Origin of the sequence: Mesorhizobium delmotii (assembly GCF_900149755.1) — a bacterium.
GTDB classification, from domain to species: domain Bacteria; phylum Pseudomonadota; class Alphaproteobacteria; order Rhizobiales; family Rhizobiaceae; genus Mesorhizobium; species Mesorhizobium delmotii.
On record NZ_FUIG01000041.1, the window covers coordinates 30551 to 45075 of the forward strand.

The 14525-nt window shown below is 63.6% G+C and carries 13 protein-coding genes; 6 read left to right on the forward strand and 7 right to left on the reverse strand.

Annotated features, from left to right (window positions below; genetic code table 11):
- The first annotated feature begins 46 nt into the window (after positions 1–46).
- The 6 genes from lptF (at position 47) to rsmA (ending at position 7794) form a co-directional block, all read left to right on the forward strand.
- On the forward strand, positions 47–1249 hold the full coding sequence (gene lptF, locus BQ8482_RS23385; RefSeq protein ID WP_123149757.1) for an LPS export ABC transporter permease LptF: 1203 nt from the start codon (positions 47–49) through the stop codon (positions 1247–1249).
- Positions 1250–1265: 16 nt separating this feature from the next.
- Complete coding sequence (lptG, locus tag BQ8482_RS23390) at positions 1266–2348, forward strand: LPS export ABC transporter permease LptG (protein ID WP_123149758.1); 1083 nt, start codon at positions 1266–1268, stop codon at positions 2346–2348.
- A gap of 128 nt (positions 2349–2476) precedes the next feature.
- Complete coding sequence (locus BQ8482_RS23395; RefSeq protein ID WP_425294126.1) at positions 2477–4765, forward strand: LPS-assembly protein LptD; 2289 nt, start codon at positions 2477–2479, stop codon at positions 4763–4765.
- 229 nt (positions 4766–4994) lie between these two features.
- Positions 4995–5927 carry a peptidylprolyl isomerase gene (locus BQ8482_RS23400; RefSeq protein ID WP_165848681.1) on the forward strand — a complete coding sequence of 311 codons (933 nt, stop codon included), beginning with the start codon at positions 4995–4997 and terminating at the stop codon, positions 5925–5927.
- Complete coding sequence (pdxA, locus tag BQ8482_RS23405) at positions 5924–6958, forward strand: 4-hydroxythreonine-4-phosphate dehydrogenase PdxA (protein WP_165848696.1); 1035 nt, start codon at positions 5924–5926, stop codon at positions 6956–6958. Before BQ8482_RS23400 ends, pdxA begins: the two co-directional genes overlap by 4 nt.
- Positions 6955–7794, forward strand: a complete 840-nt coding sequence (gene rsmA, locus BQ8482_RS23410; protein ID WP_123149760.1) for a 16S rRNA (adenine(1518)-N(6)/adenine(1519)-N(6))-dimethyltransferase RsmA — start codon at positions 6955–6957, stop codon at positions 7792–7794. The genes pdxA and rsmA overlap by 4 nt, the downstream gene beginning before the upstream one ends.
- A gap of 12 nt (positions 7795–7806) precedes the next feature.
- Here the strand turns inward: rsmA and gmk are convergent, their stop codons facing one another.
- From gmk to fabD, 7 genes are all read right to left on the reverse strand, one after another.
- Complete coding sequence (gene gmk, locus BQ8482_RS23415) at positions 7807–8481, reverse strand: guanylate kinase (protein ID WP_165848682.1); 675 nt, start codon at positions 8479–8481, stop codon at positions 7807–7809.
- A 5-nt stretch (positions 8482–8486) separates the two neighbouring features.
- Positions 8487–9377 carry a YicC/YloC family endoribonuclease gene (locus BQ8482_RS23420; RefSeq protein WP_123149761.1) on the reverse strand — a complete coding sequence of 297 codons (891 nt, stop codon included), beginning with the start codon at positions 9375–9377 and terminating at the stop codon, positions 8487–8489.
- A 179-nt stretch (positions 9378–9556) separates the two neighbouring features.
- Positions 9557–10795: an endolytic transglycosylase MltG gene (mltG, locus tag BQ8482_RS23430; RefSeq protein ID WP_123149763.1), complete on the reverse strand. Its 1239-nt coding sequence runs from the start codon at positions 10793–10795 to the stop codon at positions 9557–9559.
- Between the two features lie 102 nt (positions 10796–10897).
- Positions 10898–12160, reverse strand: coding sequence for a beta-ketoacyl-ACP synthase II (fabF, locus tag BQ8482_RS23435; protein ID WP_123149764.1), 1263 nt, complete (start codon positions 12158–12160; stop codon positions 10898–10900).
- Between the two features lie 34 nt (positions 12161–12194).
- Positions 12195–12431: an acyl carrier protein gene (locus tag BQ8482_RS23440; protein WP_006203723.1), complete on the reverse strand. Its 237-nt coding sequence runs from the start codon at positions 12429–12431 to the stop codon at positions 12195–12197.
- A 189-nt stretch (positions 12432–12620) separates the two neighbouring features.
- Positions 12621–13358 (reverse strand): 3-oxoacyl-[acyl-carrier-protein] reductase, encoded by a 738-nt coding sequence (gene fabG, locus BQ8482_RS23445; RefSeq protein ID WP_123149765.1) that lies wholly within the window; start codon positions 13356–13358, stop codon positions 12621–12623.
- Positions 13359–13414: 56 nt separating this feature from the next.
- The gene (gene fabD, locus BQ8482_RS23450; RefSeq protein WP_123149766.1) at positions 13415–14368 is read right to left on the reverse strand and encodes an ACP S-malonyltransferase; all 954 of its coding nucleotides are present in this window, start codon (positions 14366–14368) and stop codon (positions 13415–13417) included.
- Between the last annotated feature and the right edge of the window lie 157 nt (positions 14369–14525).

The window sequence follows — 14525 nt, forward strand, 5'->3', positions numbered from 1 at the left end:
TTGTCTGGAGGCATGATGCCGTTCGGCAAAATCGAGAAAAGCCTTCATGAAGGTCGTTGAACGCTACATCATGCGTCGTGCGTTGGCGGTCTTCCTGGCAGCGCTCATCTGGACGCTGGCGATCGTGTGGACGACGCAGGTGCTCGCCCGCATCGACCTTGTCACCGACAGCGGGCAGTCGGCGCTGACCTTCTTCGAAGTCGCTGCGCTGATCATTCCGTCGATCGTCCCGATCGTCGTGCCATTCGCCCTGGTGGTCGCGGTCGCCCAGACACTGAGCGCGATGAATTCCGATTCTGAGCTTGCCGTCTTGAACGCCGCGGGCGCTTCGCGCTGGACCATCGTCAGGCCGATCATGCTCCTGGCGCTGGCGGCCAGCATCTTTTCGTTTGCCGTCGACAACGGCGTCGACCCCTATGCACGACAGAAAAACCGCGAGCTGGTGGCGTCTTCGCGTGCCGATCTTCTGTCGCTGATCATCCAGGAAGGCACCTTCCGCAAGATCGATGACGGCTTGTTCCTGCAGATTGGCGAGCGGCTTCCGGACAACCGCCTTGGCGGCATTTTCGTCGCCGATTCACGCGAAGAGGGCGTCAACCTTATCTACTACGCCAAGAGCGGCGCCATCATCGATAGCGGCGACGAGAGGGTGCTGATGATGAACGACGGCGTTATCCATCGCGAAACGCTGGCCGGCGATCTTTCGGTCATCCGGTTCACCTCCTATGCCTTCGACCTGTCCGCCTTCATGTCGGCCTCATCGGACGTATTGCTTTTGCCGAAGGACCGGACGACCCAGTACCTGCTCAATCCCAGTCCGAACGACAAGATGTTCCAGAAAAGGCCGAACAAGTACCTGGCCGAGCTCCACCAGCGTTTTTCCGAGTGGTCCTATTCACTCGTTTTCGCGCTGATCGCGCTTGCGGTGGCGGGAGACGCACGCTCCCATCGCGAGGCGCGTATTCATCCGCTGATCACGGCCATCGCGATTGCGCTTTTCGTACGCTGGCTCGGTTTCTTTGCCGCCGGCAAAGCCGACAACGTTCCGCAATACACCTATATGGTTTACGGCGTCCCTATCGTGGCGTCCGCAGTCGCGACATGGTTCATCGTCTCCAACCGGACCATGGAGCTGCCGGTGGCCTGGGCCGACTGGATGACGAATTTCGCCGGCCGCATCAGTGACGGCTGGGGCGCCCTGAAGCTCCGCTTCGCCAGGCGCAGGGCTTCTGGCCAAGGGGCCGGCTAATGGGCTGGACACGCTAATGGGCTGGACTCTGGGCAGATACTTCTTCTTCCGCTACGTGACGATTACCATCTGGTTCTTCATCGGCCTCCTGGCGCTTGTGTTCCTGATCGACTTCACCGAACTTTCCGGCCGCACGACCGGCTTGCCGGGTTTCACCTACGGCACAGCGTTCGCCATTTCAGGGTTGCGAATGCCGATGATCATGCTGCAGACGGTGCCGTTCGTCGGCCTGTTCTCGGCGATGGCGACGCTGGTCTCGCTCAACCGCAGATATGAACTGGTCATCGCGCGTTCCGCCGGCGTGTCCGCATGGCAATTCCTGCTGCCGTGCTGCATCGGGGCGCTGCTGTTCGGTGTGTTGTCGGTCGGCGTCATCAATCCGATCGCCGCGCATGCGTTTTCCTGGTCCGAAAAAATTGAAACTGAGCTCCGCTCCGGCAAGTCGAACACCGTCTCGGCTGACGCCGAGCCCTGGATCCGGCAGAAAACCAGTTCCGGCGACACCATCATCGGCGCGCGCGCCATTCTCAATCAGGGCCTGGAGATGGCCGACGCCGTCTTCTTCGTCCTCAACCCGCAAGGCGACATCGTCGAACGCAAGGACGCGGCGCATGCGTTTTTGCGGGACGGCTACTGGGAACTGCAGGACGTCAAGGTTTTCCGAGACGGCAACATTCAATCGGTGGCAAGCGACCGGGTGCCGACCAACCTCAAGCCCGAATTCGTGCAAGAAAGGCTGGCGCGCCCGGAAACCATCCCTTTCTACGATCTGCCCGGCAAGGTCGAGGTTGCCCGCTCCTTCGGCCTCAAGGCAAATGCCTTTGCCATGCAGTTCGATTCGCTGGTGGCGCTGCCGTTCCTTCTCGTCGCCATGACGCTGATCGCCGCAACGGTGTCGATGCGATTTGCGAGGATGGGACAATCCGCGACGATGATTCTGGGTGGCGTCCTGGCCGGGTTTCTGCTTTATGTCGTCACAGTGCTGGTCAAGGCATTCGGCGTGGCGGGATTCGTACCCACAGTCGTGGCTGCATGGGTTCCGGTTGTCGTGGCTATGTTCTTCGGGGTGACTTTCTTGCTGTACAAGGAAGACGGCTAGTGAGGGGGGCGGTTTTGCGCATCCATAGGCAGGCCGGTTTGGCGCGCCTCTATGGGGCGAGCGCCTTGGCATGCCTGCTCGCTTGTGTCGTCCCGAATACTCCGGCTTTTGCCCAGGATATCAGCGACATGGCAGCCGACGTCCCCGCCGGCTCGCAAATGCTGCTGGCGGCAGATACGCTGGTCTATGACAACGACAACCAGACAGTGACGGCCGTCGGCGGCGTCCAGATCGATTATGGCGGCAACCGCCTCGTCGCGCAGCGAGTCGAATACAATCGCAACACCAAGCGGCTCGTCGCCAGCGGCAATGTCGAGGTGATCAACAGCGACGGCACCAAGATCTATTCGCAGCACGTCGACATCACCGACGATTTCGCCGACGGCTTCGTCAACGCGCTGCGTGTCGAAACCGTCGACAAGGCGTATTTTGCCGCCGAAAGCGCGGAACGCATGGGCGGGGTGCTGACGACGTTCCACAACGGCGTCTACACGGCCTGCGAGCCGTGCGAAGACAAACCGGACAAAGCGCCGACCTGGCGCATCAAGGCCAGAAAGATCATCTGGAACGGCGAAAAGAAGACGGTTCGCTTCGAGAATTCGAATTTCGAGTTCTTCGGCTTTCCGCTCGCCTATCTGCCGGCTTTCGAGATTGCCGACCCGACCGTCAAGCGCAAGAGCGGCTTCCTGATACCGGGCATCGCCTACAAGAGCGATCTCGGCGTCGGCGTCAAAGTCCCCTATTATTTCGCGCTCTCACCGACCTACGACCTCACCGTCACCGGCAGCGGCTACACCAAGCAGGGCTTTCTCGGCGAAGCCGAGTGGCGCCAGCGCTTCAACAACGGCCAGTACAGCCTGAAGATCGCCGGCATCCGGCAAGTGGATCCCGACGAGTTCATCGACAGCGACGGGCACAATATCGATTCGGGTGCGGCCGGCGACCCGAACAAGTTCCGCGGCATGATGGGCACCAAGGGCCAGTTCGCCATCAATCCGCGCTGGGACTTCGGCTGGGATGTCCTGCTGCAGACCGACAAGAACTTCTCGCGCACCTACGCCATCGATGACTTCAACGACAGCGTGCATCACTCCTCGATCTACCTGACCGGCCTCAACGGCCGCAACTATTTCGACGTGCGCGCCATGCGCTTCGAGGTCCAGGAAGAGACGCTCTCTGACGATCCGACCGCGCGCGCCGGCAAGCAACCCTGGGTGCTGCCCTCGCTCGACTACGCCTACATTCCCGACATGGCGGTGGGCGGCGGGCAGTTGTCGTTCAATGTCAACGCGCAGGCCATCAGCCGCGACAGGCTGGACAGGGTCCTGGCCGATCCGAACAACGCTGCTTCCGTGACCAGTGTACGCGGCATCGAGGGCCAGTCAGGCCGTCTCACCGCCGAAGCAGAATGGAAGCGCACCTTCACCACCGATGGCGGGCTGCTGCTGACGCCGCTGCTGGCGCTGCGCGGCGACGCCGGCTATGTCAATGCCTCTTCGGGATCGCTCAATGCCGTCAATCAGATGGCGTCTAACCTCGGCGTCGACGACGATATGCGATCGTCGCTGGCCCGGTTCATGGCGACCGCCGGGCTGGAAATGCGTTGGCCGGTGCTGTTCTCCTCGACCAGTTCCAGCCACGTCTTCGAGCCGATGGCGCAGGTGTTCGTGCGTCCGAACGAGCAATATGTCGGCGGCCTCGCTGTCCCCAATGAGGACGCGCAGAGCTTCGTCTTTGACGCCACGACATTGTTCGAGCGCGACAAGTTCTCCGGTTACGACCGCTTGGAAGGCGGCACGCGTGCCAATGTCGGGCTGCGCTATTCCGGCGCCTATGACAATGGCTGGAGCACCAACGCGCTGTTCGGCCAATCCTACCAGCTTGACGGCGAGAACTCCTTCGCCGCGCCGGACCTGGTCAACGTCGGCGAAGATTCGGGCCTTGAGACCGCGACCTCCGATTATGTCGGCCTTGTCGGCTTCAACAGCCCCAGCGGGCTTTCCGGCTCGGTCAGCGGCCGCTTCGACGAGCAGAGCTTCGAGAATCGCCGCGCCGAGGTGAAGGCAGCCTATTCCGGTCTGCCGATTTCGTTCAGCGCCAAATACGCCTTCATCCAGGCGCAGCCACTCTATGGCTTCACGACCGATCGCCACGAGGTCACGCTCGGCGCCTCGACGCAACTTGCCGAGAACTGGCGTGTCTTCGGTACCGGCACCTACGATCTGGAGCAAAGTGTCCTGGTCAAGGACGGGGTCGGCTTTGCCTATAGCGATTCATGCTTCACCTACTTGATGACATTCTCGGAATCCCGCGACCTGAGCACCAAGGAAGTGTCGCAGAACATCGGTTTCAACCTGTCGTTCCGCACGCTCGGCGATTTCGGCTCGACACAAAGCTCCTTCAACACTGTGCAGTAGCAGGCGCCTGGCTAATAACAGACGGGCGGAACGGGCGGCCGGCCAACGCATCGGCCCGAAATCGGGAATTGATTTTCGGAAAGCACGATTCAAAGTGTCAGAGCGTATCTTGTGCGTCCAAGTGGACGCACATCGCTTCTGACGACATCGTTTCGCCGCATAGGGCAGGCACGGATTCCAGCTCCCTCGAAATGGGATAGAATTGGGCCGGAACCGAGATAGAATTGGGATGCTTTCGATGAGGAAATACCTCTTTTCGGCAGGGTTCGCGCTGCTGGTGGCGGCGACCTCGGCCTCGATCACCATGATGACGCCGCCGGCTTTCGCCAGCCAGATCAAATACGTCGTCAACAACGTACCGATCACCACCGGCGACATCCAGCATCGGGCTGCCTTCCTGCGCCTGCAGCGCAAGAAAGGCGACGCCGCCGAGGAGATGATCGAGCAGACGCTGCGCGTCGCCGAAGCCAAGCGTCTCGGCATCCGCATCAGCGACGCCCAGGTCGACGCCGCCTATCAGCGCTTTGCCACGACCAACAAGATGCAGCTCAAGCAACTCGACGGCGTCATGGCGCAGTCCGGCGTCGGCAAGGAGCATTTCAAGGAATTCATCCGCTCCCAGATGGCCTGGAACCAGGCGCTGACCGCGCGCCATCGCTCCGACAGCGGCGGCGCCATGAGCGAGCAGGACGTGGTCAGGCGCATGCTCGACAATGGCGGCACCAAGCCGACCGCCATGGAGTACATGCTGCAGCAGGTCATCTTCGTTGTGCCGGCGGCCGAGCGCAGCGCGACGCTGGCCAAGCGCAAACGCGAGGCCGACGCCATGCGCGCCCGCTTCAACGGCTGCAACACCTCGCGCGAATTTGCCAAGGGCCTGATCGACGTCACCGTTCGCGATCTCGGCCGGATACTGGCGCCGCAATTGCCGCCGGACTGGGCCGACCAGATCAAGGCCACCAAGGTCGGCGGTGCCACCGCCACGCGGGAGACAGACCGCGGCGTCGAGTTCATCGGCATCTGCTCGTCGCGCGAAGTGTCCGACGACAAGGCAGCCCAGATGGTGTTCCAGAGCGAAGGCTCGAGCGGCAAGGACGCCGACGAGATCTCCAAGAAATATGTCGAGGAGTTGCGGAAGAAAGCCCGCATCGTCGAGCGCTGAAGTCGCCAGAGGCAGAGCTTCCGCTGGCGCTGAGCGCCGGTGATCCATCCGGCGTCGGACCGGAAATCGCCATTGCCGCCTGGCAGGCGCGCGACAGCGCCGGTGTACCGCCCTTCTATCTTATCGCCGATCCGGCGTTGATCGCCGCACGGGCGCGCCTGCTCGGCGCCGATGTGCCAATCACGGAGACAGTGCCAGCCAAAGCGGCGCACGTCTTTACACGCGCCCTGCCCGTCGTGCCGCTTGTCGCCCGCTTCGTCGACGGCCCCTGCCGGCCGGACCCAGTCAACGCCGCCGGCATCATCGAAGCGATCGACCGCGCTGTTGACGACTGCCTCGGCGGCCGCGCAGCAGCAGTCGTCACGTGCCCGATCGCCAAGAAGCCGCTCTACGATGCCGGCTTCCATTTCCCCGGCCACACCGAATATCTGGCGCATCTGGCGACGCTCCACACCGGCGCAGATGCGATGCCGGTGATGATGATCGCCGGTCCCGAGTTGCGCACGGTTCCGGTCACCATCCACATTGCGTTGCGCGAGGTGCCGAAAGCGCTGACCACGGACTTAATCGTCGCGACCGCCCGCATCACCGCCGCCGACCTCGAACATCGCTTCGGCATCGCCAAGCCGCGGCTTGCCGTTGCCGGCCTCAATCCGCATGCCGGCGAAGGCGGCGCGATGGGCGCCGAGGACGAGCGCATCATCCGCCCGGCGATCGACAGGCTGAGGGCAGAGGGCATCGACGCTTTCGGGCCGCTGCCGGCCGACACGCTGTTCCATGCCCGTGCCCGAGCCGGTTACGATGCGGCGCTGTGCATGTATCACGACCAGGCGCTGATCCCGGCCAAGGCGCTGGCCTTCGACGAGGCGGTCAACGTCACGCTCGGCCTGCCCTTCATCCGCACCTCACCGGATCACGGCACGGCCTTCGATATCGCCGGCAAGGGCATAGCCCGGGCCGACAGCCTGATCGCGGCGCTAAGGCTCGCCGGCAGGCTTGCCGGCACCGGGACGAAGGCTGCCGCCGCATGAGCATCGACGGGCTGCCGCCGTTGCGCGCGGTGATCGAACGCCATGGGCTGCAGGCGAAAAAGGCGCTCGGCCAGAATTTTCTGCTCGATCTCAACCTGACCGGCAAGATCGCGCGCGCCGCCGGCGATCTGACGGACGCCACGGTGATCGAGGTCGGTCCGGGTCCCGGCGGCCTAACCCGGGCGCTGCTTTCCCACGGCGCTGGTCGGGTCATCGCCATCGAGCGCGACGAGCGCTGCCTGGCAGCGCTCGCGGAGGTGTCAGACCACTATCCGGGCCGGCTCGAGACCATTGCCGGCGATGCGCTAAAGACGGATTTTGCAGCGCTTGCCAAAGGGGCACATGGGGGCAATGGATCTGTGAGGATCGTCGCCAACCTGCCCTACAATATCGGCACCGAGCTTTTGATACGCTGGCTGACCATCGCCGAGTGGCCGCCCTTCTACACATCGATGACGCTGATGTTCCAGCGCGAGGTGGCCGAGCGCATCGTCGCCCGCCCCGGCAGCGATGCCTATGGCCGGCTTGGCGTGCTGGCAGGCTGGCGGACGGAGGCAAAAATCGCTTTCGACGTGCCGCCGCAGGCGTTCACGCCGCCGCCCAAGGTGGTGTCGTCGGTGGTGCATCTGGTGCCGCGGGCAAGTCCCCTGCCCACCGAGGTCAAGAAACTCAGCCGCGTCACCGAAGCGGCCTTCGGCCAGCGCCGTAAAATGCTGCGGCAGAGCGTCAAGAGCCTCGGCGGCGAAGCCCTGCTCAGCCGCGCCGGCATCGATCCGACGCGGCGGGCGGAAACCTTGAGCGTCGAGGAATTCGTGCGACTGACCAACGCGGTGTGATTGCGCCGGCCCCTAGTCCGTCTTCTCGTCGAGCAACCCCGAGACGAAATCGAACAGGCCGGGCCGGCGATCGCGTCTGAGCCGCTCGGCGGTGACGATGCCGCGCACTTCGGCGAAGGCACGGTCGAGATCGTCGTTGATGATGACGAAATCATATTCCTTCCAGTGCTCGATCTCGTTGCGGGCGTTCTTCAGACGCGTCTCGATCACCGATTCCTGGTCCTCGGCGCGGCGCTTCAGCCGCGCCTTCAATTCTTTCATCGAGGGCGGCAGGATGAAAATCGAGACGATGTCGGCGCGCATTCTCTCCTTGAGCTGCTGGGCGCCCTGCCAGTCGATGTCGAACAGCATGTCGCGGCCCTGTGCCAGCGCCAGTTCGGCCGGTTCACGCGGCGTCGCATAGCAATTGCCATGCACTTCGGCCCATTCGAGCAGTTCGTCGGAATCGCGCAGCCGCTCGAACTCACGCATGGTGCGGAAATGATAGTGGACGCCTTCGATCTCGCTGCCGCGGCGCGGCCGCGTGGTGACGGAGACCGACAGTTCGAGACTGGAATCGCTCTCCAGAAGATTGCGCGCGATCGTCGACTTGCCGGCGCCGGACGGCGACGACAGCACGAGCATCAAACCCCGGCGGCGAATGCGGGAACCCAAATCCCTGGCAACCATAGGCTCCTTGGCGACCATCAGGGTTACTCCAGATTCTGGACCTGTTCGCGAAACTGGTCGACGACCGCCTTCAGTTCCAGCCCTATGGCGGTGACCGCAGCGGCATTCGACTTCGAACACAGCGTATTCGATTCGCGGTTGAATTCCTGCGCCAGAAAATCGAGCTTGCGGCCGATGGCGCCGCCGCCTGCCAGCAGCACCCGGCCGGACGCCACATGCGTCTTCAGCCGATCGATCTCCTCGCGGATGTCGGCCTTGGTGGCCAGGAACGCCGCTTCCATATGCAACCGGCTGGCGTCGAGATTGGCGGAGGCATCCATCAGCAGCCGAACCTGCTCGGCAATCCGTTCGCGGATCACCGCCGGCTCGCGCGACGGATCGGCCTCGGCGCGCAGCGTCAGCGCCTCGATAGCGTCGATATGGCCGGACAGTAGCGAGCGCAGGGCGGCGCCCTCGCCCTGGCGTGCCTGCTCCAGCCCGCCCAGCGCCACTTCGAGCGCCGAGAGAATCGCGCTGTCGAGCGCTGCCCGCGCCTCTTCGGTTTCGGTGGTTTCGGGGATGTCGAGCACGCCGCGTAGCGAAAGCAGCCCGTCGGCTGTCGCAGGCGTTGCGCCGAACTGCTCCTGCAGCCGCTTGGCCAGCCCGGCCAGATCCCTCAGGAAAGCCTCGTTGACCACGGGCTGCGCCTGCTGGCCGGCGGCGCGGCCGACGGTCAGCGTTGACTGGAAATTGCCGCGCGCAAAGCGCTTTTGCACCGTCTGCCTGACGGCCGGCTCCAGCCGCTCGAGGCCCTGCGGCAGCCGCAGCCTGACCTCGACGCTCTTGCCGTTGACCGACTTGACCTCCCAGGCGATCGACGTGCCGTCATGTTCGGCGACGGCCCGCGCAAAACCTGTCATGCTCTGCAAATTCATGATGCCCTTGCTTCCCCCTGGCGCATGATCCCGGAAGCGGTTCCGGGCCAGATCATGCGCGGCTTCAAAATGCCGGAGCGCCTCTTCGCGCCGGATCGGACGCAGACGCTCCTGATCACAAAATCAGCACGTCTGCTGCCGTCAACGAATCGGAGGGACGATCCCAGAACCGTCCGGCGCTACTGCGCCGCCGCTCCCGCATCGCCATCGCCGCCGTCAACCGGCGCATCGGTCTGACCTTCCACCTTGGCGGCGTCGGCCTTGGCAGCACCGGCCTTGGCGGATTCGTCGGCCAGCTTCTTCTGCAGCGCCCGGTAACGGGCGACGTTCTCATTGTGCTCGGCGAGCGTCGCGGCAAAGACGTGACCGCCGGTGCCGTCGGCGACGAAATAGAGGTCGTCGGTCTTCGACGGGTTAGCTACCGCCTCCAGCGCCGCACGGCCGGGATTGGCGATCGGCGTCGGCGGCAGGCCATTGATCAGATAGGTGTTGTAGGGCGTCGGCTTCTTGATGTCCGACTGGTAGATCGGGCGGTCGGCGGGTTTGCCCTTGCCGCCGAACAGACCGTAGATAATGGTCGGATCGGACTGCAGCCGCATGCCCTTGGCCAGCCGGTTGAGGAAGACGGCGGCGACCCGTGAGCGTTCGTCGCCCTTGCCCGTCTCCTTCTCGACGATCGAAGCCAGGATGACGAAGTCGTCGACATTGGCCAGAGGCAGATCGGGGGCGCGCCGCTGCCAGACATCCTCGACCAGCTTCTTCTGATCCGCCAAAAGCTTCTCGACCATCTGCTGGCGTGTCGCGCCGCGGGTGAAACGCAGCGTGTCGGTGGCAAGGCTGCCCTCGGGTGGAATGGTCGCCGGCATATCGCCGTCGAGCGCTGCCTGATCGGCGATGCGCTGCAGCGCCTGCTCGACCGTCAGTCCCTCGGGGACGGTCAGCGAATACATCACCGACTTGCCGCTCTTCAGCAACTCCATGATGTCGCGCATGGAGGCCTGCGGCTTGATCTCGTATTCGCCGGCCTTCAGTTCCGAATCATTGCCAAAGGCACGCACGCCAAGGCGGAAGATGCGCGCGTCGCTGATCAGTCCGCGCCGCTCGAGCTGCTCTGCAATTTCCTGGACGCCGGTGTTCGGCTTGACCAGGAAGGTGTCGGCATTGGCCGACGGGCCGGGCTCGTTGAATTCCTGCTTGCCGAAATACAATGCAAAACCGGCCGTGAGAACCAACAGCATCACCAAGGAGATGACGAAGTTCATAAACACGACGAACTGGCTGCGCGAGGCGCGCGAGCGCTTGGGCGGCGGCGTGCCGGCTTCAGGCCGCAATGCTTCGCTGGCCGTCTTCGGCATGATCGGACCCGACGGTGCGGACCGTTGCCCGAATTCCCCATTGTCCGCCGAATTTGTGCTCATGGCGCCCTACCGTTTGATCGTGCAACGAATCCCCTTGGGCACAGTAGGGGCGAATATGGCAAAATTGACGGCACGCATAGACCGTGCCGGTCGGCGGACCGGTCAGCCATTGTAGCGCTGGAAGACCAGCGAGGCGTTGGTGCCGCCGAAGCCGAAGGAATTGGACAGCGCCACGTCGACCTGGCGGGCGCGCGGCTTGTGCGGCACCAAGTCGATCGCCGTTTCGCGCTCCGGGTTGTCGAGATTGATGGTGGCCGGCGCGATGTTGTCGCGAATGGCGAGGATCGAAAAGATCGCCTCGGCGGCGCCCGCCGCACCCAGGAGATGGCCTATCGACGACTTGGTCGACGACATCGATATTTTCGACGCGGCATTGCCTACCAGCCGCTCGACGGCGCCGAGCTCGATCGTGTCGGCCATGGTCGAGGTGCCGTGCGCGTTGATGTAGTCGACGTCTGCGGGCGTCAGCTTGGCCCGGTTCAGCGCCGCAACCATGCAGCGGAAGGCGCCGTCGCCATCTTCGGCCGGCGCGGTGATGTGATAGGCATCGCCGGTCAGGCCGTAACCGGTGACCTCGGCATAGATCTTGGCGCCGCGTGCCTTGGCGTGTTCCAGTTCCTCCAAAATGACGACGCCGGCGCCCTCGCCCATGACGAAGCCGTCGCGGTCGCGGTCATAGGGACGCGAGGCCGTTTCCGGAGCGTCGTTGCGGTCGGTGGACAGCGCACGGCAGGCTGCGAAACCGGCGATCGACAGCCGCGTCACCGGCGCCTCGGTGCCGCCCGCGACCATCACGTCGGCATCGCCCCACATGATCAGCCGAGCGGCGTCGCCGATGGCATGCGCGCCGGTGGAGCAAGCGGTGACGACGGCGTGGTTGGGGCCTTTCAGCCCATGCCGGATCGAAACCTGGCCGGAGACGAGATTGATGATCTGGCCGGGGATGAAGAACGGGCTGATGCGGCGCGGTCCGCGCTCCTTCAGGATCAACGCGTTCTCGGCGATGCCTTCGATGCCGCCGATGCCGGAGCCGATCAGCACGCCGGTGGCGCACTGTTCCTCATGCGTCTTCGGTGCCCACCCCGAATCCTTCAGCGCCTCGTCGGCGGCCGCGAGCCCGTAGAGGATGAAGTCGCCGATCTTGCGCAGTTCCTTCGGCTCGAGAACGGCCTCGGGATTGAAGGTGGCGTCCTCACCATTACCGCGCGGAATGACGTGGGCGACCTTACAGGCAAGATCCTCCACCTCGAACTCGGTGATGCGCTTGGCTGCGCTGCGGCCGGTAAGAAGCTCCTTCCAGCCATGCTCGAAGCCTACGCCGAAGGGCGAAAGCAGCCCAAGGCCCGTGACGACGACACGCCTCATCGCAGGTCCTCCTCGGTGATGACTGCAAATAGCGTCAGGCAGAAGCCTTATCGATGTACTTCACCGCATCGCCAACAGTCAGGATGGTTTCGGCCGCATCGTCCGGGATCTCGACGCCGAATTCTTCTTCGAACGCCATGACGAGTTCGACCGTGTCGAGACTGTCCGCGCCCAGATCATCGATGAAGCTCGCCTGCTCCGTCACCTTGTCGGCATCGACGCCAAGGTGCTCGATAACGATCTTCTTGACGCGCTCTGCGGTGTCACTCATTTGGGCATCCTCGTCTTTTGTTTGTCTGTCTTCGTTAGCGGGCAGAATGCCGCTAATCAAGCTGAAAGATGGTCCGGCCGGAAACGCAACAGCACCGGACCGGTTTTTGCCCGAACCGCCGGGTTGCGGGCCGCATTACACGAAAATCGGCCTGGCTCCAAGGCGAAAAGGGGTGTTTTCCCGCAACTGTCAAATCATCGCCATGCCGCCATTCACGTGAATGGTCTGGCCGGTTACATAGGCAGCTTCGTTGGAAGCGAGGTAGGCGACGGCGGAAGCGACTTCGGCGCTGGTGCCCATGCGCCGTGTCGGGATCGCTGCCATGATCGCCTCTTTCTGCTTGTCGTTGAGCTTGTCGGTCATCGCCGATTCGATGAAGCCCGGAGCGACGCAGTTGACGGTGATGTTGCGGGTGGCGATCTCCTGCGCCAGCGACTTGGAAAAGCCGATCATGCCGGCCTTGGAGGCGCAGTAATTGGTCTGGCCGGGATTGCCGGTGACGCCAACCACAGAGGTGATGTTGATGATGCGGCCATGCCGGCGCCGCATCATCGGATGGGTCAGTTCGCGGGTCAGCCGGAACACGGCGGTCAGATTGACTTCGAGCACCGTATCCCAGTCGGCGTCCGCCATGCGTACGAACAGACCGTCCTTGGTGATGCCGGCATTGTTGACGAGAATGTCGACGCCTTCGAGATCGGCCTCGACCTTCTGGCCGAGCGCCTTGACCTCGTCGCGATTGGAAAGGTTCGCCGGGAACAGCTTGACCCGCTCGCCGAGCTCGGCCGCCAGCGTCTCCAGCTTTTCGACGCGGGTGCCGTGCAGGCCGACAACGGCGCCCTGCGAATGCAGCACCCTGGCGATAGCCTCGCCGATGCCTCCCGATGCGCCTGTGACGAGCGCCTTGCGGCCGGTCAATTCGAACATGTCTTGTCTCCTGATCTAAGAGAACACCCTACACGGGTGGGGTCAAATCTCGGCGGTTATGCGAGCGCCGCCAGCGCCGCCTCGACATCCGCCGCCGTGCCGACAGCGCCGGTGGCGATATCGCGGTTGATGCGCCGCGCCAGTCCCGACAGCACCTTGCCGGCGCCCACCTCGTAAAGTGTCGCAATGCCATTTGCGCCGAACCACTCCACCGTTTCGCGCCAGCGCACGCGGCCGGTCACCTGTTCGACCAGGCGGCGGGCGATTGCGTCCGGATCGCTGGACGGGGTGACCGACACGTTAGAGACTACGGGCACCAACGGCGCGTTCTTCGTGACCTCGGCCAGCGCATTGCGCATGACCTCGGCCGCCGGTGCCATAAGCGCCGAATGGAAAGGTGCCGAGACCTGCAGCATCAGCGCCCGCTTGGCGCCTTTATCCGTGCACAGCCTCGCCGCCAGTTCGACCGCCGCCCTGGCGCCGGAGATCACCAGTTGGCCACCGCCATTGTCGTTGGCAATCTGGCAAACTGAATCTTTGGCTGAACCTTTGGCCGCTTCAGCGCAGGCGTCTTCGACATCGGCCTGTTCCAGCCCGATGATCGCCGCCATGGCGCCCTCGCCGGCCGGCACTGCCGCCTGCATGGCATTGCCGCGGATACGCAAGAGCCGGGCGGCATCGGCGACCGAAACGAAACCGGCGGCGGCAAGCGCCGAATATTCGCCGAGCGAATGGCCGGCGACATAGGCGACCTTGTCCTTCAGCGAGAAGCCGCGCGATTCCAGCGCCCGGATCGCGGCAAGTGACACAGCCATCAGCGCCGGCTGGGCATTGGCGGTCAGCGTCAGCGTCTCTTCCGGCCCTTCCCAGATCAGCTTCGACAGGTTTTCGCCGAGCGCGTCGTCGACCTCTTCGAAGATCTTCCGCGATTCCGGAAAGGCGTCGGCGAGGTCCTTGCCCATGCCGACAGCTTGGCTGCCCTGTCCCGGAAAGGTGAATGCAACGGCCATGTGTGGCTCCCAACCGGCTGATTTTTTCCTGCCTGTGACGCAAGGCGGGCGGGCAAGTCAAGTCCGGTATCGGCCCGACCCGGGCCACTCCGGCTCGGTATTGCTGGCCGAGTACCTGTTCCAAAAGGCTTTTTATCGATCACTCATGATGAAAATC